The organism is Pseudomonas sp. A-B-19 (genome assembly GCF_019947515.1).
GTDB lineage: Bacteria > Pseudomonadota > Gammaproteobacteria > Pseudomonadales > Pseudomonadaceae > Aquipseudomonas.
In genome coordinates this window covers 1-23,347 of sequence record NZ_JAGYGN010000009.1, presented here as the reverse complement: position 1 = coordinate 23,347, position 23,347 = coordinate 1, and the positions used below count along the sequence as shown (strand labels likewise).

Sequence of the window (23,347 nt, the reverse complement as noted above, 5' to 3'; positions counted from 1 at the left end):
GCAAGCCCTTTGAATAAAGGGCTTCTCTCGTTTCAGGCAGTCGAGCTGCCTATTTGGCGAAGTTTTCGATCTTTACCTGGCCTTCAGGAAAGGTGGCGATGATTTCCAACTCCCCACCCATCGCGCGGATGTAGTTGCGCAAGGTGCTGATGTACATGTCTGTGCGCCGTTCCATTTTCGAGATCGCCGCCTGGTTGATGTGGAGTGTTTTGGCCAGTTTTTCCTGGCTCAACGCTTGCGCCCGACGCAACTCGTGCAATGGCATTTCCGCTCTCATTTTTTTTACCAAGGCATCGACACGCGCTTGAGACTCGGGGGAGCGACCTGCTACCAAATCAGAAAATTTTTTAGCCATTGTCATAGCCCTCTGTCTTCAATGTTCATATAAACATTCCACCCGCGGAATATAACCACAAGGGAATAACTGTATGACCTTCAGCAGCCCCCGACTACCCTTGAGCCCCTGCGCAATTGTTAATGATGATTGCTGATGGAACCTGGATGTCGTCGAGTTCTAGAGGGCGCGCAAGTGCTGGCGCAGTCCTCGAAACTCACTGAAACCCCGAACGCAAATCCCCTTCCCGAGCCAGGAACCGCCCTTCCCTGCGCCCGTTGGCCTGGCCATCGCGGTAACTCAACGCACCGTTGACCCATACGCCCTCGATGCCTTGCGCCGCCCGCTGCGGATCGTTGAAATCGGCGACATCGCGGATGGTCGCCGGATCGAACAACACCAGGTCCGCCCAATGACCTTCGCGGATTTCGCCGCGTTCCTTCAAACCGAAGCGCGCCGCCGATAGCCCGGTCATTTTGTGCACGGCGGTGTGCAACGGGAACAATCCGACATCGCGACTGAAATGTCCGAGCACCCGGGGGAATGCGCCCCACAAGCGTGGGTGTGGGAACGGGTCTTCCGGCAAGCCGTCGGAGCCGACCATCGACAGTGGATGCGCGAGGATTCTGCGCACATCCGCCTCATCCATCCCGTAGTACACCGCACCGGCCGGTTGCAGTTGGCGAGCGGCCTCCAGCAACGGCACATGCCATTCGGCGGCGATGTCCATCAGGTCGCGGCCGCCCATTTCCGGGTGCGGGGTCGACCAGGTGATGGTGATACGGTGGGCATCGGTGACTTGCTTGAGGTCCAGGGTCGACGAGCTCGCCGCATACGGATAGCAATCGCAGCCCACCGGGTGGGTTTGCGCGGCCTGTTCGAGTGACGCCAACAGTTGCGGACTGCGCCCCCAATTGCCGACACCGGCACACTTGAGATGGGAAATGATCACCGGGCTTTGCGCATGGCGACCGATCTGGAAGGCCTCGTCCATGGCCTCCAGCACCGGTTCGAATTCGCTGCGCAAATGGGTGGTGTAGACCGCCCCGAACGCAGTCAACTCTTCGGTCAGTTGCATCACTTCATCGGTGGATGCCGAGAACGCGCTGGCATAGGCGAGGCCGGTGGACAGGCCCAGCGCGCCGGCCTCAAGGCTTTCGCGCAGTTGCTCGCGCATCGCGCTGATTTCATCCGCCGTGGCAGTGCGAAACAGGTCGTCCAGATGATTGCTGCGCAGCGCCGTATGGCCGACCAGCGCGGCGACGTTCAGCGTGGTGTTCGCCGCTTCGACCGCCGCGCGGTAGTCGTGGAAGGTCGGATAAACGAACGCCGCGGCCGTACCGAGCAGGTTCATCGGGTCCGGCGGATCGCCACGCAAACTCACCGGCGAAGCGCTGATCCCGCAGTTGCCGACGATTACCGTGGTCACGCCCTGGCTGAGCTTGGGCAGCATCTGCGGCTGACGAATCACCACGGTGTCGTCATGGGTGTGCACGTCGATGAAACCCGGCGCCAGCACATGGCCCTGCGCGTCGATTTCCTCGTTGGCACGGGCATCGCGCAAGTCGCCGATACGCTCGATGCGCCCGTTGAGAATGGCCACGTCGGCGGAGTATCCGGGGCTGTTGCTGCCATCGATGATCAGAGCGTTGCGAATCAGCGTGTCGTACTGCATGCCAGTCTCCCGGCGGCAAGTGATCGTCGCCGCCACGTTATTCGTCGAGGACGAGTTTATTACCCTCAGTCGTGTTGCATCCTGGCGCGCTTGAGCAATTTCTTGCAACGCTCGGACAAATGCAGCACCCGCAGATGCTTGCCGGCCTTGGCGTAGCGCTCGCGCAAGGTGCCCAGCGCGGCGATGGCGGAGTAGTCGACAAAACTCAGGTGCTGGCAATCCAGCGTCACTTGCACCGGGTCATTGGCTGCATCGAACTGATTGAGAAACGGTGTGGTCGAGGCGAAGAACAGCGTGCCATGCACCCGGTACAACTTGCTGCCGTCGTTCTCCAGGTGGCTGTCGGCATACAGCTGACGGGCCTGCTGCCAGGCAAAGTTCAGCGCCGCAATGATGATGCCGCAGAGCACCGCAATGGCCAGATCGGTGAAAACGGTAACCACCGTCACCGCGATGATCACCAGCACGTCATTGAGCGGCACTTTGTTCAGCACCCGCAACGAGGCCCAGGCGAAGGTCTGTTGCGACACCACGAACATCACCCCGACCAGCGCAGCCAATGGAATGCGCTCGATCAGCGGCGACAGAAACAGAATGAACAGCAGGATCGACACCCCGGCCACCAACCCGGACAAGCGCCCGCGCCCGCCGGAACTGAGGTTGATCACGGTCTGGCCGATCATCGCGCAGCCGCCCATGCCGCCGAATGCACCGGACACCAGATTCGCCGCCCCCAGCGCCACGCACTCGCGATCCGGGTAACCACGGCTCTCGGTGATTTCGTCGGTGAGGTTCAGGGTCAACAGGGTTTCCAGCAACCCGACCAGCGCCATCAGGATCGCGTAGGGCGCGATGATGCGCAGGGTGTCCAGATTCCACGCGATGTCCGGCAGCGCCAGCGTCGGCAAGCCACCGGCAATGTGCGCCATGTCGCCCAGGGTGCGGGTCGGCAGGCCAAGCAGATACACCGCCAGGCCCACACCGAGAATCGCCACCAGCGCCGGCGGCACGGTACGGGTCAGGCGCGGCATCACATAGACAACGGCCATGGTCACCGCAACCAGCCCGAGCATCATGTACAGCGGTGTACCGCTCAGCCAGGCCTCACCGTTCTTGAAGTGCTCCAATTGCGCCAGGGCAATGACGATCGCCAGGCCGTTGACGAAGCCGAGCATCACCGGATACGGCACCATGCGCACCAGTTTGCCGAGCTTGAGCAGCCCGAACGCAATCATGATCAGTCCGCCCAGCAACACCGTGGCCAGCAGATATTGCACGCCGTGTTGCACCACCAGTGCAACGATCACCACCGCCATCGAGCCCGCCGCGCCGGACACCATGCCGGGGCGCCCGCCGAACAGCGCGGTCAGGGTGCAGATGATGAATGCGCCATAAAGCCCCATCAGCGGATTGAGATGAGCCACCAGCGCGAAGGCGATGCATTCGGGCAACAGGGCGAAGGACGTGGTAAGTCCGGCCAGAACATCGGCGCGTAGACGTTTTGCTTTCATGGAGGAACCGCACACAGGGAGAGACGAGAAATGAGTGTACGGATGTTACGGAATCGAAGGCGGCGCGGCCAGTTGCAGGGACTTTGAAATCGCCATCGCGAGCAAGCTCGCTCCCACAGGTACTGTGTTGTTCGCCAATTTCGTGAACAACACAAAACCTGTGGGAGCGTGGCTTGCCCGCGATGAACGATGACGCGGTCTAAAGCGAACTCACACCATCTCGTCGCGAATCCACTCAACCACCGACGTGCGCTTCGGCACCCAGCCCAGCAACTCCCGCGCATGCTTGCCGCGCACCCCATCCATGGCCGCTGCCAGGATCAGATTATCGATGGCCACGCGTGCTGCCTTGTCGACGGCCGGCTTCGGGAGGTTGCCTTCGAAGTAGATGTCATCACTGGATTGACCGCCCGAGGCATCGCCAACGATGCTCGCTGCTGGCCGCGTTGATCACCGCGTCCGCAGCCAGCGCCTGATCGGCCAACAGGGCGGAGTCGTCGAGGGTGCCGATCACCGGGGTGATGCCCAGTGCACGCAATTCATCGGCTTGTTCGGCGCTGCGCACCAGGCCCGTGGCGATGGAGCCACCGATAAAACCGGCAGCGCCGGTGACGAATACGTTCATGGACAAACTCCCTGCGTGGATAAGTGATGCAAGGAGTATCCGGCAGCGATCCCGGTGGAAAAATCCCTGCCGACCCAATTCACTTTTGCGCAGGAATCACGAGTCAGCCCTTGAAATCTACGCTCGCATAATTGGCCAACTTGCTCTGGATAAAGTCCAGGAAGCATTGAATCCGCAGGGCCAACTGCGAATTGCGGTAGTACACCGCGTTGATCGGCTGGCGATAGCCGCTGTTGAATTCGGCCAACAACACTTTCAAGCGTCCGGCACGAATGTCTTCGATGGTCATGAAATCCGACAGGCTGGCGATGCCCTGGCCATCCAGGGCGAGATGGCGGATGGTCTCGCCGCTGGAGGCGCTGATCGACGCCTGGATCGGCCAGCGATCGCCATGCACATAACGCAGCGGCCATTGGTTGAGGCCTTCGTTCTGGGTGAACCCCAGTAAACTATGGTGGGCCAGATCAGCCACGACTTGCGGCGTGCCGTGCTTTTCCAGATAGGCCGGGCTGGCGACGATGTGCAGCGGGCTGCAACCCAGGGAGCGGGCATGCAATGTTGAGTCGCTCAGGGTGCCAATGCGGATCGCGATGTCGGTGCTCTGTTCCAGCAGGTCGATGATCAAGTCATTGCTGTTGAGTTCGAGCTGGATGTCGGGGTAAAGCCTGCGGAATTCATCGAGGTAGGGCACGATGGCGTGCAGCATGAAAGGCGATGCGGCATTGATCCGCAAACGCCCGGACGGCGTTTGCTGGCGTGAGGACAGGCGCTCTTCGAGCTCGTCCATCTGATCGAGAATGCGCTTGGCGTGCTCGAAGAAATACTTGCCCTCTTCGGTCAGGTCCATACGCCGCGTGGTGCGATTGATCAGCGTGGTGTCGAGCTTGGCCTCAAGCCGCGACAGCGTGCGACTGACCGCCGAAGGCGTTTGCCCGACCTGCTCGGCCGCCGCAGAAATCGACCCGCATTCAATCACGCAGACGAAAACCTGCAATTCATCGGATCTGGCTTTCACGGGTGTCCCTTATCGATAGTCCTGACCGGTTCTTCCGAGCTGAGAGGAACCATTGTGGCGAGGGAGCTTGCTCCCGCTCGGCGGCGAAGCCGTCGTAAATGGTTTAACGCGGACAACTTGAACCACCGCGCAGGCAGGTTTTGGGTCCGCTTCGCGCACCAGCGGGAGCAAGCTCCCTCGCCACAAGAGTGTGTACACAGACTCAGGCTTTCGATAGTAGCTGACAGTCATGCCTTGAGGCCAAACACCTCAGCCAAATGCTGCTCATAGCGCGCCACATCGCCTTCGATGTTCGGACGCTTCATCACGTCCACGCACAGGAACGTCGGCAAGCCGGTCATGCCCAGGAACTCGTTGGCCTTGTGAAACGGGAAGTACACCGCGTCCACACCTTTGGCCTCGAAGAAATCGCTCGGGTCGTCGAAGGCTTGCTGCGGGGCGTTCCAGGTCAGCGACAGCATGTATTGCTTGCCGTGAATCAGACCGCCGCTGCCGTATTTCTGCGAGGCGTCGGAGCGAGTGCGACCGTCGCTGGCATAGAGGCTGCCATGCCCTTCGGTAAAGACCTCGTCGATGTACTTCTTCACGGTCCACGGCGCGCCCATCCACCAACCGGGCATCTGGTAGATGATCACGTCGGCCCAGAGGAACTTGGCCACTTCTTCGGCAACGTCGTAGCCCTCGTCGATGAAGGTGGTTTTGACATCCACGCCGCCGCGATCCAGCACGCTCAACGCGACTTCATGCAGGGTGGTGTTGTAGCGGCCGTCGGAGTGCGCGAATTTTTTGCCGCCATTGAGCAACAGGACTTTTTTCATGAGAGATCTCGGGAGGGTCGGGAATCGGATGGCGGCAGAGTACCGATCAGCCTCGCGCGGAATAAGCGTCGATTTGGCAAAATTCATTTGACCTACAAGCACGAATCAACAGGAGATTGTTGCCTTAGACTGAGGCCAGTTCTGACTTGAGGAGAGATGTAGATGAGTGAAATCCAGGGCTTCATTCTGCACGCCAAGACCCGCCCGGAAAAATCCGACGCCTTCGAAGCATTTTTCAGCGGCTACGTGCAAGCCAGCCGCGCCGAGCCTGGCTGCATCGAATACCACATGCTGCGCGACAAACAGGACCCGACCCTGTTCATCTTCTACGAGATCTGGCAATCCCGGGCCCACCTCGACGTGCACTCGAACCTGCCGCACATGAAGCAGTTCCTTGAGCAGCGCGATGAATACCTGGAGCGGGACTTCGAGATCCGCGCCATCGAGATGATCAGCCCGTCGTCCGCTAGCCGCTGATCAGCAAATGGCCGCCGAGCACACCCAGACCAACGAAGAACACGCGCTTGAACCACAGGGCGCTGATCCGCTGGCGCAGCGATTGCCCCAGCCACATGCCAAGCATGGCCGGGATCAGCGCCAGCAGCGATGCGCTCAACTCGCCCCCGCCGAGTGCGCCACGCCATAGCAATCCTCCGGCCAGGGCCAGGGTCGAGACGGTGAACGACAGGCCCAGCGCCTGCACCAGCTCGTCCTTGTTCAAGCCCAGTGCTTGCAGGTACGGCACCGCGGGTATCACGAACACGCCGGTGGCCGAAGTGATGACGCCGGTCAGCACGCCGCACAATGGACCGAGCCAGCGTTCGCTGCGCCGCCCCACGCGCAGAGTCGGCAGGCACAAACCGCTCAGCGCATAAAACAACAACGCCGCCCCCAGCCCCCGCACCACCCAGTGACCACCGCTCATGCCGATCCACAGCGTGCCCGCCCCGGTGCCGATGAAGATCGCCAGCAGCATCGGCCACAGTCGTTTGATCAACCCGGGCAAATGCCCGCCGAACGCCAGTTGCCAGACGTTGGTGAGTGTCGCCGGAATGATCAACAGCGCCGCTGCCTGCGTCGGCGCCATAGCCAGGCCGAGCAGGCCCATGGCAACGGTCGGCAGGCCGAGGCCGATCACACCCTTGATCATGCCGGCCAGTACAAATGTGCCGATAACCAACAGTGAAAGGGCCAAGCCGAGATTTTGATAAAACGCCGAGAGTGTATTCATGGGGCTATGGTGAGCCCGCAAGGGGTGATTGAAAATCTGCCATATACTGAGGCTGCCTATTGCTTTGACAGAGGCTGAGTATTTCGCTGAAGCGACTGGCCTCTTCGCGGGCAAGCCCGCTCCTACAGGTGGCGCGATCCACTGTAGGAGCGGGCTTGCCCGCGAAGGCGCCCTTCCAGACAACATTCAACTTGGAATTGTTGTAATGCACTTCGACCTGACCGACCTGCGCCTGTACCTGAACATCCTCGACACCGGCAACATCACCGCCGGCGCCGCACGCAGTCATCTATCCCTGGCAGCGGCCAGCGCGCGAATTCGCGCCATGGAGGCGTCGCTGGGTGTCGGGTTTCTACTGCGCAATCGCCGTGGGGTCAGCCCGACGCCGGCCGGCAATGCCCTGGCCCGACATGCCCGGGTTCTGTTGCAACAGGCCGAACGCCTGCAACAGGAACTGGCCGAGTACGCCCAAGGCGTCAAAGGTCAGGTGCGGCTGCTGTGCAATACCACGGCGATCACCGAGTACCTGCCAGAATTGCTCGCAGACTTCCTGCGCAGCCATCCCAACCTCGACATCGACCTGCAGGAACTGCCCAGCACCCGCATCACCCATGCCTTGCGCCAGGGCGCGGCGGACCTGGGCATCGTTTCCGACGCGGTGGACACCGATGACTTGCAGACACGACCGTTCCGCGATGATCCGCTGGTGCTGATCATGCCCCGCGAACACCCCTTGGCGCATGCGACCTCAGTGAACTTCACCGACACGCTGCATCACGACTACGTCGGCCTGAACGCTAACAGCGCGTTGGCGGTGTACCTGGAAGAGCAGGCACTGCACGCCGGCCTGCGCATGCAGATTCGCATCCGCGCCGATGGCTTCGATGGCGTGATGCGCATGGTCACCCGTGGGGCGGGCCTGGCAATCGTACCGCTGGCCGCAGTCGAACGCGGGTCAGGCGGACTGTCCTTCAAAAGCCTCGCCCTGCAAGAGCCCTGGGGCCAACGCAAACTGTTGCTCTGTGCCCGGGACTTCGCCGCATTACCCGGCTATGCCAAGGCACTGCTGGACGCCTTGACTCTCCCCTGAAGGGCAGACTTTATCCTTGAGGTTTGATATTCAAGGACAGTGATGATGGGCAGACGAATACTGGTGATCCTCGGGCATCCGTCCAGCAACAGCTTCTGCGCCACCCTTGCCGAGCGTTACATTCAGTCGGCAGTGAGCGCCGGGCATGAGGTGCGGCGGTTGTTTCTGGGCAGCATGGATTTTGACCCGGTGCTGCGAGAAGGTTATCAGCAGGTCCAGCCGCTGGAAGCCGACTTGCGTAACGCCCAGGCCGATATCCTCTGGGCTGAACAACTGACGCTGGTTTATCCGATCTGGTGGGGTGGCGTACCGGCCTTGCTCAAGGGCTTTTTCGACCGGGTGTTCTTGCCCGGTTTTGCCTTCAAATATCGCCAGGGCAAAGCCTTTCCCGACAAACTCCTGCGCGGTCGAACCGCCCATCTGCTGGTGACCATGGATACACCACCCTGGTACTACCGATGGATCTACCGCATGCCCGGTTTGCATCAGGTCCGCAAAACCACGCTGGAATTCTGTGGCATCAAGCCAACCCGAACCCTCACCTTCGGGCCCATTCTCGGCGCCAGCGCAGACCGGCATGCGGCCTGGTTGCGGCAAGCCGAAGCTATCGCCAGCGGTTGAGCCGGTCGATAATGCGCCGAGCTTTATCCTCGGAGAAAAGGACCTTCCCATGTACATCGGCCAAGCCGCGCAACGTTCCGGCACCACTGTCAAAAGCATCCGTCACTACGAGTCGATTGGCCTGCTGCCTGCCGCTCGCCGTCAGGGCAAGTACCGCATCTATGACCAGCACAGCGTCGATCTGCTGATGTTCATCAAATGTGCCCAGCAACTCGGGTTCAGGCTCAAGGAATTGCAGTCGGTCTTCGCCGGACATCAGGGCCCGCAGTTGCCATGGGAACAGGCACATCAGGTCATCGCCAGCAAAAAACAGGAAATCGCCGAGCGGATAGCGGCGTTGTCGCAACAGCACTCGCAATTGGTCGAGTTCGAGAACAGCCTCGAACAATCCAGGCGCGACTGCCCGCTGACCCGCCTTTGAGGGCCGTGCGTTTCTGGACAGCTCAATGTCGAGCACAGACAACTGATGATTGGGCAAGCGCTATAGGGTGCGACTTCAGTTCTTGAGCCCACTGCCCGGAGTCATCATGACCGCACCGATTACCGTTCTTCGCGACACCCACCCGCTGCCCGTGCTCGACGCCTGCAAATGGGAAAAACTCGAAGGTGACCCGCACACCGTCAACCTCAACGCCTACACCAGCGAAGACGGCAGCAAGATCATGGGCACCTGGATCTGCACGCCGGGCAAGTGGTACGTGGAATACGTGAAGTGGGAGTACTGCCACTTCCAGGAAGGCTACTGCATCATCACCCCGGAAGGCATGGCGCCGATCCACCTGCGCGCCGGCGACATTTTCGTCATCGAGCCAGGAATGAAAGGCACCTGGGAAGTGGTGGAAACCGTGCGCAAATATTTCGTGTTTGCCTGATACAAAAAACCGGGGGATCACCCGACGTGATCTCCCGGTCAACAGTCCATAGGTAAACGCCATACCCTGTGGGAGCGAGCTTGCTCGCGATGACGGCAGTAGCTTCAACAATGAAGTGACTGACCGTCCGCTATCGCGAGCAAGCTCGCTCCCACAGGTTTCCCACCGATCTTCTATTGCGGTTTGCGATAACCATTGATGATCGCCGAGAAGTCCTGCCCACCCTCCCCACGCAAGCTCATCGCCTGATACAACTGCTGGGCCACCGCGCCGAGTACCACTGGCTGATGCGCCTGACGCGCCGCTTCAGTGGCCAGCCCCAGATCCTTGAGCATCAGTTCGGCACCGAAACCACCGGTGTAGCCGCGCGATGCTGGCGCCGTTTCAACGATGCCCGGCCATGGGTTGTACATCTCCGAACTCCAGCAACGCCCGGTGGAACTGTTGATGATGCCCGCCAGCACCTTGGTGTCGATGCCCAGGGCATCGCCCAGCGCCATGGCTTCGCTGACGCCGACCATGGAAATCCCCAACAGCAGGTTGTTGCAGATTTTAGCGATTTGCCCGGTGCCGACCTCACCACAATGGACGATGTTGCGGCCCATCTGCGCCAGCACCGGTTGCAGGGTGGCGAACAGTTCAGGCGTGGCGCCGACCATGAAGGTCAGCGTCCCGGCGGCTGCACCACCGGTGCCGCCAGAGACCGGCGCATCGGCCATGGCCACGCCCTGTTTGGCAGCGGCGGCGGCTACGTCCCGCGCGGTCTGCGGATCGATGGTGCTGCAATCCACGGCCGGTACACCTTTACCGATACCGGCGAGCACACCGTCTTCACCCAGCCACACACTGCGCACATGCACCGCGGCAGGCAGCATGGTGATGACCAGCTCGGCACCCTCTGCCGCTTCACGGGCCGATGCGCTGATGCTGCCGCCCAGTTGTTCCAGCTCCGCCAGCACGGCTTTGTTCAGGTCCACCAGACGCAGTGCATGGCCAGCCTTGATCAGGTTGCGCGCCATCGGCGCGCCCATGTTGCCCAGACCGATAAAAGCGATTTTCATGTCCGGCTCCTTAACGCAGGTTGATGGTGGTATTCACACCGTCGTTGACGCTGTCGTCGTCGAACCAGCGACTGGTGACGGTCTTGGTCTGAGTGTAGAACTGCACCACTTGCTTGCCGTACGGACCCAGGTCGCCAAGCTTGGAACCGCGCGAACCGGTGAAGCTGAAGAACGGGACCGGCACCGGAATCGGGATGTTGATGCCGACCTGGCCGACGTCGATTTCGCTCTGGAATTTACGCGCCGCCGCGCCGCTCTGGGTGAACAGGCCCGTGCCGTTGCCGAACGGGTTGGCGTTGACCAGCGCGATGGCCTCGTCGAGCGTGTTGACTTCCAGCACCACCAGCACCGGGCCGAAGATTTCCTGGGTGTAGATCTGCATGTCGGTGGTCACGCCGGAGAACAGGGTCGGGCCGACAAAGTTGCCCTTCTCGTAACCGGGAACCGTGATCTCGCGACCGTCCAGCTCCAGTTTCGCGCCTTCCTTGATGCCGCTCTCGATCAGCTCGAGAATCCGCGCCTTGGCCTTTTTCGAGATCACCGGGCCCACATCGGTGCCCGGCTCGCTGCCGGCATTGACCTTGAGCTTCTGCGCCAGCGCCTTGAGATCCGGCAACCACTGCTTGGCCGCGCCCACCAGCACCACCACCGAGGTGGCCATGCAGCGTTGACCGGCAGCGCCGAAGCCGGCACCCACCAGCGCATTCAGCGCTTGTTCGCGATTGGCGTCCGGCAGCACCACGGCGTGGTTCTTGGCGCCCATCATCGATTGCACACGCTTGCCGTGCTTGCCGGCCAGGTCGTAGACGTGAGTACCGACGGCGGTCGAACCGACGAAGGAAACCGCCTTGATGTGTTTATGGGTGCAGAGCCCGTCCACCACGTCCTTGCCGCCATGCACGACGTTGAGCACGCCGGCCGGAATGCCGGCCTCGATGGCAAGTTCCACCAGGAGCATGGTCGACATCGGGTCCTGTTCGGACGGCTTGAGCACGAAGGTGTTGCCGCAGGCGATGGCCATCGGGAACATCCACAGCGGAATCATCGCCGGGAAGTTGAACGGGGTAATGCCGGCGCACACGCCGATTGGCTGGCGCAGGGTGTAGGTGTCGACGCCACCGGCGACGTTTTCAGCGAACTCACCCATTTGCAGGCTGCCGATGGAGCAAGCGTGCTCGACCACTTCCAGGCCACGGAAAATGTCGCCTTCGGCGTCGGCAATGGTCTTGCCCTGCTCGGCGCTCAGGACCGCGGCGATGCGCTTGGAGTGTTCGCGGATCAGCGCCTGGAGCTTGAGCATGATGCGCATGCGCGCACCGATCGGGGTCAGTTTCCAGGTCTGGAAGGCACGATGGGCGGCGCTGATGGCGGCGTCGACTTCTTCAGCGGTGGCAAACGGCACTTTGGCCAGCACTTGCTGGGTAGCCGGGTTGACGATGTCGTGCCACTCGGTGGATTTGGACTCGACCCACTCGCCGTCGATCAACAGCTTGACCTTCTGCACGGTGGTTTCGTTGGGCGTAAGCGATGCGTTCATGTGGGTCTCCTGGACTTTGTTGTTATCAGGGGAGCCAAGGCGAGAAAGTCGCCTTGAGATGAGGCGTGTGCCGCGAATTGGTTAACCGGCTGTTTTTGGAGTATAGATGTGCAAACTTCTAATAAGAACGTACATAAAAACCGGTCCAACATGCAAAAAAACATCACCTCCCTCGGCTCGTTGAACTGGGATGACCTCAAGTTTTTCCTTGAAGTCGCCCGCACCCGAAAGGCCAGCACCGCGGCCAAGCGCCTGGCGGTGGACTACACCACGGTGTCGCGGCGCATCAGTTCCCTGGAAACGGCACTGGGCACATTGCTGTTCGAAAAATCCCGGACCAACGGCTTTGTCCTGACCGCCGAAGGCCAGCGGTTGATGGGGTATGCCGAGTCGATCGAAAGTACCCTGCACATGGCGTGCGAGCAGGTTTCCGGGTCCGGCGTGGCGCTGTCCGGTCATGTGCGCATGGGCTGCACCGAAGGCTTCGGGAGCTTTTTCATCACGCCGCAACTGAGCCACTTCGTCGACACCTACCCGGCGATCTCGGTGGATATCCTGCCGCTGCCGCATTTCATCAGCCTGTCCAAGCGCGAGGCCGACATCGTCATCGCCCTGGAGCGTCCGGAGCATGGCCCGTACGTCTGCTGCAAACTGTGCGACTACCGATTGCAGCTGTACGCGACCCAGGATTATCTGGACAACCACCCGCCGATCCGCCGGCCGGCAGACTTGGCGAAACATTCGTTTATCAGTTACGTCGACGACCTGGCGTTCAGCTCGGAGCTGTTGTACCTGGCCAACGTATTACCCGGCGCCAGCGCCAACCTGCGCAGCACCAGCGTGATCGCGCAGTTCGTGGCGGCGCAGCAAGGACGCTCACTGGCGATCCTGCCGTGCTTCCTCGCCACTCAGGACCCGCGCCTGCTGCCGGTGTTGCCACAGGAAATCAATATCACTCGACAGTTCTGGATGTACTGCCGCGAAGACCTGCGCAAGCTCAAGCGGATCACCCTGTTGTGGGATTACATCCGTCAGGTCACCGAGCAGAATCACGGCCTGTTGATGGGCGAAAGCCGGGAGATGCTGTTTGCCGATGACTGACCTTTCAGCCTGTCGGCTCGCGGCCTTCCTTTAGCTCCAGCATCAGTCCGCTCAAGCGTTTGACCCGGCGTTTCACCGCTTCTTCAAACACGCCTGCACGCGACTCGATCAAGGTGAACCAGTCCTTGGCCCGGGTAATTCCGGTGTAGATCAGTTCCTTGGTGAGTACCGGATTCAAGGCATCGGGAAGAATCAACGCGGTATGCGCGAACTCCGAGCCCTGGGATTTATGCACGGTCATGGCGTACACGGTTTCGACATCGTTCAGGCGACTGGGCAGGACAAACCGCACGCCACCCTGGCCATCATTGCGTGGGAATGCCACACGCAGAACCTGCTTTCCATTTTCATGTCCGTCCTGTTCCGGGAGCTTGAGGGCGATGCCGATATCGCCGTTCATCAATCCCAACCCGTAATCGTTGCGGGTCATCAGCACAGGGCGACCTTCGTACCACTGCTGGTCACTGTCGATCAGGCGCGCCCTCAGCAACGCGTCCGTCACTCGCTGGTTCAAACCCTCGACACCCCACGGCCCCTTGCGCACGGCACATAACAATTGGAATGCGTCGAAGGCCTGCAGCACTTGTCGAGCCCAATCAATCCAACGCGAATCTTCCAGCGGGCTGTCCAGTGGCGGCCGCTGATTGCGCAGCACGCTCAGGTAATGCCGATAACCCTGCGGGCCCTCACCGTGGCCGTCGAGAAGCAAGCGCTCCAGGGCCCGATCCTGCTCGCCCTTGAGGGCCAGGCAATACACATCGTCATGGCTTCGTGCCGACAACAACTTGCGGGCTTCTTCGGGTTGCTGCTGGTTGACCCAGCGAGCCAGTTGGCCAATGCCGCTGCCTTCACCGAATCGCCGGGAATGGCGCAGCATCACGACCTGTTGGGCCAATGGATGAGTGCCCTGCACGTCTTCCTGCAAGCCGCTGGCCTGCAGGTTTTCGCCACTGACGGTTTCCAGCCACTGGCGTGTCTGCGGGCTGTACCAGCCAGCCTCCGCGTCGCGACACAGATCCCCCAATACCGCACCGGCCTCTACCGAAGCCAGTTGATCCTTATCCCCCAACAGCACAAGGCGCGCATGGGCCGGCAAGGCGTCGAGCAGATTGGCCATCATTTCCAGGTCGATCATCGAAGCCTCGTCCACCACCAACACATCCAGCGGCAGGCGATTGCCCGCGTGGTGGCGGAAGTGACGAGTCCCGGGCCGGCTGCCGAGCAGGCGGTGAACGGTGGTGACGTCGGAGGGGATCTTTTCCCGTATTTCTTCAGTGACCTTCAAGGTCCGGACTTGCTGGCTGATGGATTCCGTCAGACGCGCCGCGGCCTTGCCGGTCGGTGCAGCGAGGCGAATGCGCAGGGGCGTGCCGGCCTCGACCGCTGGTGCCTGGAGCAACGCCAGCAAGCGCACAACGGTGGTGGTCTTGCCGGTTCCCGGCCCCCCTGTGACGATACTGAAAGCGCTGCGGGTCGCCAGGGCGCAGGCGAGCTTCTGCCAGTCGATCACTTCACCGGAGCGGGCAGGCCCAAACAGACCGGTGAGGCGCTGAAGCAAGTCGTTCGGCGTGGATTCGTGTTCCGCCAGACGTTCACGCAACGAGAGGTCGATCCGCCGCTCGTAGGCCCAATAGCGGCGCAGGTACAAGCGCTTGCCCGATAGAACCAAAGGCCGGTCGCGCACGTTGTCACGGCTGTCAGCGGCCAGCGCGACCAGGTTGCTCGCGGCCAGTACCTTGCACCAATGAGCCCCGTCCAATGATCCCAGCAATTGCGAGGGCAATAGCATCGCACCGCCTTGCACATCACCTTCGGGGGGTAATGACAGGGCGAAGTCCGGTTCTTTCAGTGTCTCGAACAGGTCGAGACAGACATGCCCGTGACCCAATTGGTGGCTGATCAGCGCGGCTGCCAGCAATACCAACGGATCATCCTCCGGCGCCAGTTCATGCAGAAACACGACAAAGGCTTTGTCCAGCGCGCGCAACCAGCCACGCTCGACCCAACGCGTGAGCAACAGCAGCAAGTCATCGGCACGACTCAGCGGCGCCAGTTCGGCCAGGCTTTCGGCTGCCAGCGATGTGGGCAACAAATCGGCGAATGTGCGACTCATAACAGTACTCCCTGTTCCCAGGCGGGCTCGGCCTTGGGTTCTGGCTTGCCCTGGAACAGCCTGTCCAGACGCTCGATCAGTTCTCTTGGCGGCCGGGCGAAAAATACACCCTGGCTGGCCGCACGCGTACCGCGCAAAAACAGGTACAACGCTCCGCCGACATGCCGGTCGTAGTCGTAATCGGCGAGCCGCGCCTTGAGCTGGCGGTGCAGGGCCAACAGGTACAACACGTATTGCAGGTCATAGCGGTTGTCGAGAATCGATTGTTCCATGGCCTGTGCGGTGTAGGCCGCATCATCGACGCCGAGCCAGTTGGACTTGTAGTCGGCAACGTAATAGCGGCCGTCATGTTCGAACGTCAGGTCGATGAAGCCCTTGAACATGCCATTAAGCAACACCGGTTCGGCGGCCACCCGAGCCACGCCGTTATGGGTGTATTGGCACACCAGCGCATCGAGCTTGAGCACATCGACCTTATGGCTGGCGAACCAGAACTCCATCTCGACCTGGTACTGCGTCAACTGGTCGAATACCACCGGTGCCTGACCGTCGCCCAGTTGCAACGGCGACTTGAGCAGATGCTGCAGCCAGTCGCTCAAGGTGCTGATCCAGCCCTCCCAGCCTCGACGATTGCAGCGACGGGCAATGGCGTCGATCACCTCTTGTGGTGGTGCACCAAAACCTTCGCCCCCCGCCCATTCGAGCAAGCCATGGAGGAAGGTGCCGGGGTTCGGGCCGCGTGGGAAGCGATGGATATCGGCGCCACCGGCCACCACGTCTCTGGGGGCCTGCGGGTCGAGGCGTTCGTCATCGAACAGTTTTTGCGCCTGCGGGCTCTCCGGTGCTTCGTCCGTGCCGATGCTCAGGGTGTCGCCAATGCGCAACGCGCTATAAGAAGCGATCCACCAGTTTTCACTGGCCTTGCGTTTCGGAACCAGTGGCACCAGCAGCGCCGCGTCGTTTTGCGGTGGCTGGTAGTGCTCTGCTGTTGCTTCAGGCATCTCGGCATAGGCCAGCGCCGGGCAGTCCTGTTGCAGATCCCGCAACCAAAGCTGTAGCGCCGAGGACTCGGCCAATGGCCCACCGCCACCCAGCAGATAACCCAATGCCGACAGATGCAGCACCGAGCCATTGTTGTTGCCGCGCTTGAGGTCGGCCACTCCCAGCCAGCAAGCGTGTTGCGCCCGGGTCAGGGCGACATAGAGCAAGCGCAGATCCTCGGCCAGACGCTCATCGTCAGCCAGGGCTATCAATTCTGCCGTCGGTTTCAATGAGACCTGGGCATTGCCTGATTCATCGTGGTAGTGCAACGGCAGGCGGCTGCCATCCACCGGTTTCGCCGAGCAAATGAACGGCAGGAACACCAAGGGATATTCAAGGCCCTTGGATTTGTGAATGGTCACGACCTTGACCAATTGCTCATCACTTTCCAGACGCAGGATCTGCTCTTCGCCAGCCTGCCCGGACAACGCCAGGTGCTCGGACAAATGCCGGATCAGGGCTTGCTCGCCATCGAGTTCGGCGGCGGCTTGTTGCAGCAGTTCGAAAAGGTGCAGAAGGTTGGTCAACACGCGCTCGCCGTCATTGCGGGCGATCAGCGCCTGGGGCAAGCGGAAGTCGTGCAGCAAGCGTCGCAGCATCGGCAGTACGCCCTGCTTGCGCCAGACTTCGCGATAGCCACGGAACTGCATGACCCGGGATTCCCAGGCCAATTCGTCCTGATTCAGCCGCTCCAGCTCGGTCAACGACAGGTTCAACGTGATGCTGGCCAACGCCGCTCGCAGCGGGCGCTCGACATCCGGCTCGGCGCAGGCCTTGAGCCAGGTCAGCACGTCATGCGCCTCCTGGGCGGCGAACACCGAGTCCTTGTCCGACAGGTAAACACTGCGCACGCCCCGGGCGGCCAATTGCGCACGAACCGCCTGCGCCTCCTTGCCATCGCGGACCAGGATGGCGATGTCCGCCGGCAACAGGCCCCTGAAGGCTTTGCCGTCCTGGGTGAACCCCGCTTGCCCCTGCTGTCCGCCATTGAGCAATGCCGTGATTTCACTGGCGCAGGCTGCCGCCAGGTGTTGCCGGTACACCGCACCGGACAACGGTTGCTCGGCCGGCAAGTGCCAGATGTTCAAGGCCGGGATTGCCTGGTCATTGATGCGCAAGACTTCTTTGCGGCCCTGAGAAGCCACCGGCGTGAACGGCACCGGGTTGTCGCCATTCGTCTCCCGGAAGAGGAAAGCGCCGCGCCCTGACTCCCGGGCTTCGGCGCGCTCGAACACATGGTTCACCGCATTGACCATGCCGTGGCTCGAGCGAAAGTTGGTGCCCAGGGTGTGCAGGCGGCCGGTGGTGGCCTGTCGGGCGCGCAGGTAGGTATGGATGTCGGCACCGCGAAAAGCGTAGATCGCCTGTTTCGGGTCGCCAATCAGGAACAGTCCGCACTCGGGGCTGTTCTCTTCAATCCGGTAGATGCTCTCGAAGATCCGGTATTGCACCGGGTCGGTGTCCTGGAACTCATCGATCAGGGCGACCGGAAACTGCTCACGAATCAGGGTTGCCAGTCGTTCGCCGCCATCGGACTGCAAGGCCGCATCGAGGCGCAGCAACATGTCGTCAAAGCCCATTTCCGCGCGGCGGCGCTTCTCTTCCTCGAATCGTGCTCCGACCCAGCGAGCGGCGTGTTGCAGTACGGCGGCATCGGGTGTTGGCAACCCATCGAGACAGGCCTTGAGGCCGGCCATCGCATCGAGCCCCGGATGTCGAGGTGCTTCGCCCTTCCAGGCTTCGGCCATGCCATCAGGGGTCAGGCGCGTGAAGCCGGTGCCGATGTCCAGTTGCTCAAGGGATTCGTCTTCGGCCCAGGCTTTGATCTTTTCGAACCAGGGCTCGAAATAACGTGCCTGCATCTTGCGACCGTCGACAGCCTTGCTGGCAACGCCCTGGTGACAGATCGCAAGCAACTCGTCCGCCCACTGCAGCCAAGGCTTCTTGAGTTCGATCAGGGCAGCCCGTCGCTCTTGCAAGCATTGCGAAATCACTTCGGCGGGCTCTTTCCCTTCAAGGGCATCCCGCTCGCTGGCGAACAGCGCACGAATCCGCGGCAGCAGCGCCGCCGGTCCGCCCCAATTGCTGCGTACCCAATTCAAGGCGTCACCTTGCATCGGGTAACAGAACAGCCGCCAGTAATCGCGCAGGACTTCCCCCAGCAAGTCGCTGTGGTCGGTTTCCAGGGTCTGGGTAAACAGGCTGCCGCTGTCGAAGGCGTGCTCGCGCAACATGCGCTGGCACCAACTGTGGATGGTCGACACCGCCGCCTCGTCCATCCACTGGGCGGCGATATCCAGGCGGTTTGCGCATCCTGGCCATTGCTCGGGCAAGTACTGATCGCGCAACTCGGCAATCAGGCTGTCAGGGGCAGGTGTTTCATCGCGGAAATAGCGTGCGGCCTCGGCGAGCCGCGTGCGAATGCGTTCGCGCAGCTCTTTGGTCGCGGCGTCGGTGAAGGTCACGACGAGGATCTGCGGCGGCAACAGTTCACGTCCGAAGCCACTGTCCTCCCCGCCATTGCCAAGCACCAGACGCAGGTACAACGCGGAAATGGTGAACGTCTTGCCGGTCCCGGCGCTGGCTTCGATCAGTTGGCTGCCACGCAGCGGGAATGCCAGGGCCAGAGGTGTCTTTGTGCTCATCAGCGCGACTCCTCGCTGGACAGTGAACGCCAGGGCGCTTCGAAAAGCGGACGATAAAGTGCATCGCACCAGTCGCTGAACGTCTCATCGGCGACCAAGGCATCGTAATCGGCGAATTGGCGGGCGAGTGCCGGGCTTTCGCGACGCTCTCCGTCTGTCGTCTGCCCATCCCCTTCATAGGCCTTGCGCGCAGCGGAGTCGGCCTTGATCGGGTCGGTTTGCCCCAGCCACGCAAAGGCTGTCTTGACCGCGATCGGCAGAGGCTGGCGCATACCCGACTGCCAGGCCATCAACAGGTCACCCAAGGTTTTGCGCGCTGTGGACTTCTCCATCGGTTCGAGCAACAGACTATCGTCGCTGGCCACCAGTGCGGTGGTCAGCGCCATGCCACTGGCACAAGCCACCAGATGGGTGAGCCACGGGCGTGTCAGTCGATGCCATTTGCGTGACTTGATCGAGCCAATACTGTTGGGGATCGTAGTGATCGACAGCAATCCGCCATCGGCGCGCTGATGCAGGCCGCTGAGCCAGCCCTCAATGTGCAGGCCTTGCAGTTCAAGATCGACGGGCAACGCGCTGCTGAGCGGCGTTGGCCACAACGCCAGGAGCTGTTGGTGGCGTTGCAGCAGGTCAGGCAAGGGCTCGATCAACTCGCGTTGCAGGCACTCACCGAATCCGGCCATGGGCAGCAATCCGCTGTTTTGCAGGCGTTTCGCCTGATCCTCCAGTGCTTGTCCGGTATGTCCAGGATCTGCCAGCGCCGCTTCGAGCAAACGGTCACTGAGGCTGTAACGCTGCAATGCATCCAGGACAAAAGGCTCTTCATCAGCCAAGGGCGCTTCAGCCGCCTCGAAGAAGACCTTCAGGCGCTGGCTGAAAAAGTGCCGTACCGGATTGCGCAGGAAATCCTGCAATTGACCGAGACTCAGTGGTTCGTCCTGAACGTGAGCCTCGAGCACTTCGGCGCTTGCCTGTTGCTCTGTCGCTTGATGAAGGACCTGCCATTCGGTGGCGTAGCTGAACGACTCATCCCCTTCGTGAAAGTAGCGGGCACTGAAAGGTTGCAACGGGTGTTCCCGGGTCATGGCCTGGAGCAGGTCATTGTCGCTTTGTGACAATCGCCAACCGCTGGCCAGGTGGTCGCGTAACTGGCCGATCAGCACCGACGCAGGCCTCTCGCTGTTATCGCGGATGCTGCGGCCTACCCAACTGATGTAGAGCTGGTCCCGTGCCGACAGCAGGGCTTCCAGTAGCAGGTAGCGGTCATCTTCGCGCCGGGAGCGGTCACCTGGACGGTAATCACTGCCCATGAGATCGAAATCCAGTGGCGGTTGCGCGCGCGGATAATCGCCATCATTCATGCCCAACAGGCACACCAGTTTGAACGGGATGGCGCGCATGGGCATCAAGGTGCAGAAGTTGACCGCACCGGCCAGAAAGCGTTGGGACAAACGGCCCTGATCCAGACCCGCAAGCCAGGCTTCACGAACGACGGTCAGCGGCAACTCGTCCTGCAACCCGACCGACTCGCAGGTATCGAGCCAGGTCTCGCGCAGCTCTTCGAGCTGAGCCAGCAAGTAGTCATCGTGTTCGTTACTGGCAAGGAAGAACAACTGCACCAACGCCTGCAAGCGCAAGCCCCATTGCCCCGGCGATGCAGACTGAGAGAGTTCGTGGTGAGCCACTTCCAGCGCGTCCAGCAGCGCAACCAGCGGGCCGATTAGCGCGGCGTCCAGGCCCCCGATTTCGTCGTAGGGCTCGATACCCGCATAAGCATCGGCGCTGCCAACGGCATAACCGAGCAACATCCGGCGCAAGCCGAAACGCCAGCTGTTTTGCTCCAGTTCATTGGGCAACCCGAGCCCGGCACGCTGCTCGGCGTTCATGCCCCAGCGAATGCCGGCACCTTCGATCCAGCGGTGCAGCGTCGGCAAGTCGCGCTCCTCGACACCAAAGCGAGCACGCAGTGCCGGGACGTCCAGCAGATCGAGAATCTCACTGACGGGGAATCGGCTGTCAGGCAGCTTGAGCAGGTGCTCGACAGCAATCAGCAATGGATCGCGGCCGCGCTGGCCCTGGTCAGCCAGGGTAAACGGAATGAAGCGCGGATCCTGGCGGTCAAGCTGACCAAACACGGCACGAATGTGCGGTGCGTAACTGTCGATATCCGGGACCATCACGATGATGTCCCGGGGCCGCAAGTGCGGGTCGGCGCTGAAACGCGAGAGCAGTTGATCGTGGAGAATCTCGACTTCTCGCTGGGCGCTATGGGCGATGTGAAAACGGATCGATTCGTCCTTCTTCAGGTCGATAGCGGGCCAACGCTCCCGAGTCTCGTTGAGGGGACGCAACTCGAGGATGTCATCCTGCAATTGGTTGAGCACGTTCAGCGGCTGACTATCACTGAACAGGTCGATGCGCCCGTCGCGAAATGCCGAACGATAGCTGTTGGGATCGTCATAACTGTCGAGCAGATTGATGTAGTCCCGCCCCTGCTTGCCCCATGCGGCCAGCAGCGGATGAGCATGCTGGTGCAGGGTTTGCGGATCGATCACTACCGGCATGCCGCTTTTGCGGGCCTGACGCTTGTATTGATGCCGCAACAGGTCTTTATCGGCGACGATGTCCGCCCAATGGTGACGACACGGGTTATGTACGCACAGCAGGACCTGGCTGAATCGTGCCAGTCCCGCCAGTGCCTCCAGGGCTTGCGCAGGCAACGAAGAAATCCCGAAAACGATCACTCGTGAGGGTAATCCCTTGGGAGCTGTTTCGAGGTTATTGATGCGCTCGACAAATCGCTGATGGACACCGGCACGACTTTGCGCCATGCCTTCTTCTCCCACATCCAGCAAAAGTGCGCGCCATAACTCTGCCTGCCAGCAATTGGCCGGGGTCATGGGTTTGGCTTCGCCCCTGGCGTTTCTTGTTTGATGACGACCGTCCGCCCAGTCTTCCAGCCAGTCAGCCCGATAGACCTGGTATTGGTCGAACAGATCCGCCAGACGCTCGGCCAATTGATAGCGTTTGCGCAGATCGGTGTCATGGGTCAGGAAACGCTGCAGCGGCTCGAAGTGCGGCTGATTGACCAACTGCGGCAGCAGGCGCATCAGGCGCCAGGTCAGCGGGGCTTTATCGAGCAGGGACTTGACCGGAATTTCATCGCGACCAAGGACCATGCGATAGAGCTGCCACATGAAGCTGCCGGGCAACTGCACGTCAATGGCGGCAGCGATACCGCAGCCTCCCATGTCGTCTTCTTCAGCGTCTTCAGCCAAGGCCAGCTTGAGCCACTGGGCAATGCCATTGCTCTGCACCAGGGCGATTTCGTTTTCCAGGGGAGCCAGCGGGTAGCGGCGCATCCAACTGACCACCAAGCTGCGCAATTCATCCAGGCGGTTACCGTGAACCACCATGAATCCAGCACTGAGAGGTGTTGCGTCCGGCATAGAGGCGTCCTTGGAAATGCAAAATCAAAGGACGACTTTAACATCTGTAGGAGCGGCATGCTCCGGGCGGCGTTCCGACGATGGTCGTCAACGCTGACGCTGGCTGCCTGGGGCCGCGCGGTGTCCTGGCGTTCTTCGCGAGCGAGCTCGCTCCTACAGGGAACAGCGTTCGAGGGGGACGGAGGCCAAAAAACAAAACCCCAACTGCTTTCGCAATTGGGGTTTTGGAATTTAATCTTGACGATGACCTACTCTCACATGGGGAAACCCCACACTACCATCGGCGATGCATCGTTTCACTGCTGAGTTCGGGATGGGATCAGGTGGTTCCAATGCTCTATGGTCGTCAAGAAATTCGGGTACCGAAGCGTCTTTCGACGGTTCAGCAAATTGGGTATGTGACAGCTTTCGGTGTTTTGTGAACGTCGAACTTTCGGTTCATTGCGTCTTCACACACCGCAATCTGATGCTCTTTCGAGTCGGCAGATTGCTTGGGTGTTATATGGTCAAGCCTCACGGGCAATTAGTATTGGTTAGCTCAACGCCTCACAGCGCTTACACACCCAACCTATCAACGTCGTAGTCTTCGACGGCCCTTCAGGGGACTC

The 23,347-nt window shown here is 61.0% G+C and carries 17 protein-coding genes, 2 rRNA genes and 1 pseudogene; 6 read left to right on the top strand and 14 right to left on the bottom strand.

The window, feature by feature from the left end:
- Positions 1-49 precede the first annotated feature (49 nt).
- The 6 genes and pseudogenes from KGA81_RS12355 to KGA81_RS12330 all read right to left on the bottom strand — a co-directional run bounded on the left by KGA81_RS12355 (position 50) and on the right by KGA81_RS12330 (position 5,978).
- Positions 50-355: an XRE family transcriptional regulator gene (locus KGA81_RS12355; protein ID WP_223546102.1), complete on the bottom strand. Its 306-nt coding sequence runs from the start codon at positions 353-355 to the stop codon at positions 50-52.
- A gap of 196 nt (positions 356-551) precedes the next feature.
- Positions 552-2,009: a D-aminoacylase gene (locus KGA81_RS12350; RefSeq protein ID WP_223546100.1), complete on the bottom strand. Its 1,458-nt coding sequence runs from the start codon at positions 2,007-2,009 to the stop codon at positions 552-554.
- A gap of 65 nt (positions 2,010-2,074) precedes the next feature.
- Entirely contained in the window at positions 2,075-3,520 is a 1,446-nt protein-coding gene (locus KGA81_RS12345) for a SulP family inorganic anion transporter (protein ID WP_223546098.1), read from the bottom strand.
- Positions 3,521-3,730: 210 nt separating this feature from the next.
- Positions 3,731-4,145, bottom strand: a pseudogene (locus KGA81_RS12340) (hypothetical protein).
- Positions 4,146-4,248: 103 nt separating this feature from the next.
- Positions 4,249-5,160 (bottom strand): LysR substrate-binding domain-containing protein, encoded by a 912-nt coding sequence (locus tag KGA81_RS12335; RefSeq protein ID WP_223546096.1) that lies wholly within the window; start codon positions 5,158-5,160, stop codon positions 4,249-4,251.
- Positions 5,161-5,387: 227 nt separating this feature from the next.
- Positions 5,388-5,978: an NAD(P)H-dependent oxidoreductase gene (locus KGA81_RS12330; protein WP_223546094.1), complete on the bottom strand. Its 591-nt coding sequence runs from the start codon at positions 5,976-5,978 to the stop codon at positions 5,388-5,390.
- Positions 5,979-6,140: 162 nt separating this feature from the next.
- On the opposite strand from KGA81_RS12330, the gene KGA81_RS12325 reads away from it, so the two are divergent.
- Positions 6,141-6,455 carry a putative quinol monooxygenase gene (locus KGA81_RS12325; RefSeq protein ID WP_095942477.1) on the top strand — a complete coding sequence of 105 codons (315 nt, stop codon included), beginning with the start codon at positions 6,141-6,143 and terminating at the stop codon, positions 6,453-6,455.
- Here KGA81_RS12325 and KGA81_RS12320 read toward each other — a convergent pair.
- Positions 6,445-7,209 carry a sulfite exporter TauE/SafE family protein gene (locus KGA81_RS12320; RefSeq protein WP_223546086.1) on the bottom strand — a complete coding sequence of 255 codons (765 nt, stop codon included), beginning with the start codon at positions 7,207-7,209 and terminating at the stop codon, positions 6,445-6,447. The two genes, KGA81_RS12325 and KGA81_RS12320, sit on opposite strands and share 11 nt — an antisense overlap.
- 205 nt (positions 7,210-7,414) lie before the next feature.
- Between KGA81_RS12320 and KGA81_RS12315 the strand changes: the two genes are divergently transcribed.
- The 4 genes from KGA81_RS12315 (at position 7,415) to KGA81_RS12300 (ending at position 9,792) form a co-directional block, all read left to right on the top strand.
- On the top strand, positions 7,415-8,299 hold the full coding sequence (locus KGA81_RS12315) for a LysR family transcriptional regulator (RefSeq protein WP_223546084.1): 885 nt from the start codon (positions 7,415-7,417) through the stop codon (positions 8,297-8,299).
- Positions 8,300-8,341: 42 nt separating this feature from the next.
- Positions 8,342-8,920: an NAD(P)H-dependent oxidoreductase gene (locus tag KGA81_RS12310; protein ID WP_223546082.1), complete on the top strand. Its 579-nt coding sequence runs from the start codon at positions 8,342-8,344 to the stop codon at positions 8,918-8,920.
- A gap of 49 nt (positions 8,921-8,969) precedes the next feature.
- On the top strand, positions 8,970-9,341 hold the full coding sequence (locus KGA81_RS12305; RefSeq protein ID WP_223546080.1) for a MerR family transcriptional regulator: 372 nt from the start codon (positions 8,970-8,972) through the stop codon (positions 9,339-9,341).
- Positions 9,342-9,447: 106 nt separating this feature from the next.
- On the top strand, positions 9,448-9,792 hold the full coding sequence (locus tag KGA81_RS12300; protein WP_007900627.1) for a cupin domain-containing protein: 345 nt from the start codon (positions 9,448-9,450) through the stop codon (positions 9,790-9,792).
- A gap of 173 nt (positions 9,793-9,965) precedes the next feature.
- Here KGA81_RS12300 and mmsB read toward each other — a convergent pair whose 3' ends face one another.
- Together mmsB and KGA81_RS12290 are read right to left on the bottom strand one after the other, a co-directional pair.
- The gene (gene mmsB, locus KGA81_RS12295) at positions 9,966-10,853 is read right to left on the bottom strand and encodes a 3-hydroxyisobutyrate dehydrogenase (protein ID WP_057716518.1); all 888 of its coding nucleotides are present in this window, start codon (positions 10,851-10,853) and stop codon (positions 9,966-9,968) included.
- Positions 10,854-10,863: 10 nt separating this feature from the next.
- Positions 10,864-12,390 carry a CoA-acylating methylmalonate-semialdehyde dehydrogenase gene (locus KGA81_RS12290; RefSeq protein WP_223546078.1) on the bottom strand — a complete coding sequence of 509 codons (1,527 nt, stop codon included), beginning with the start codon at positions 12,388-12,390 and terminating at the stop codon, positions 10,864-10,866.
- A 150-nt stretch (positions 12,391-12,540) separates the two neighbouring features.
- Here KGA81_RS12290 and KGA81_RS12285 point away from each other — a divergent pair, with 150 nt between their 5' ends.
- A complete protein-coding gene (locus KGA81_RS12285) occupies positions 12,541-13,491 on the top strand; it encodes a LysR family transcriptional regulator (RefSeq protein WP_223546481.1) in 951 nt (316 codons plus the stop codon).
- Between the two features lie 4 nt (positions 13,492-13,495).
- Here the strand turns inward: KGA81_RS12285 and recD are convergent, their stop codons facing one another.
- From recD to KGA81_RS12260, 5 genes are all read right to left on the bottom strand, one after another.
- On the bottom strand, positions 13,496-15,604 hold the full coding sequence (gene recD, locus KGA81_RS12280; protein ID WP_223546076.1) for an exodeoxyribonuclease V subunit alpha: 2,109 nt from the start codon (positions 15,602-15,604) through the stop codon (positions 13,496-13,498).
- On the bottom strand, positions 15,601-19,290 hold the full coding sequence (gene recB, locus KGA81_RS12275; RefSeq protein WP_223546074.1) for an exodeoxyribonuclease V subunit beta: 3,690 nt from the start codon (positions 19,288-19,290) through the stop codon (positions 15,601-15,603). Before recB ends, recD begins: the two co-directional genes overlap by 4 nt.
- Positions 19,290-22,739, bottom strand: a complete 3,450-nt coding sequence (gene recC, locus KGA81_RS12270) for an exodeoxyribonuclease V subunit gamma (RefSeq protein ID WP_223546072.1) — start codon at positions 22,737-22,739, stop codon at positions 19,290-19,292. The genes recB and recC overlap by 1 nt, the downstream gene beginning before the upstream one ends.
- A gap of 235 nt (positions 22,740-22,974) precedes the next feature.
- Positions 22,975-23,090, bottom strand: a 5S ribosomal RNA gene (gene rrf / locus KGA81_RS12265).
- Positions 23,091-23,241: 151 nt separating this feature from the next.
- A 23S ribosomal RNA gene (locus KGA81_RS12260) occupies positions 23,242-23,347 on the bottom strand; the annotation flags it as partial.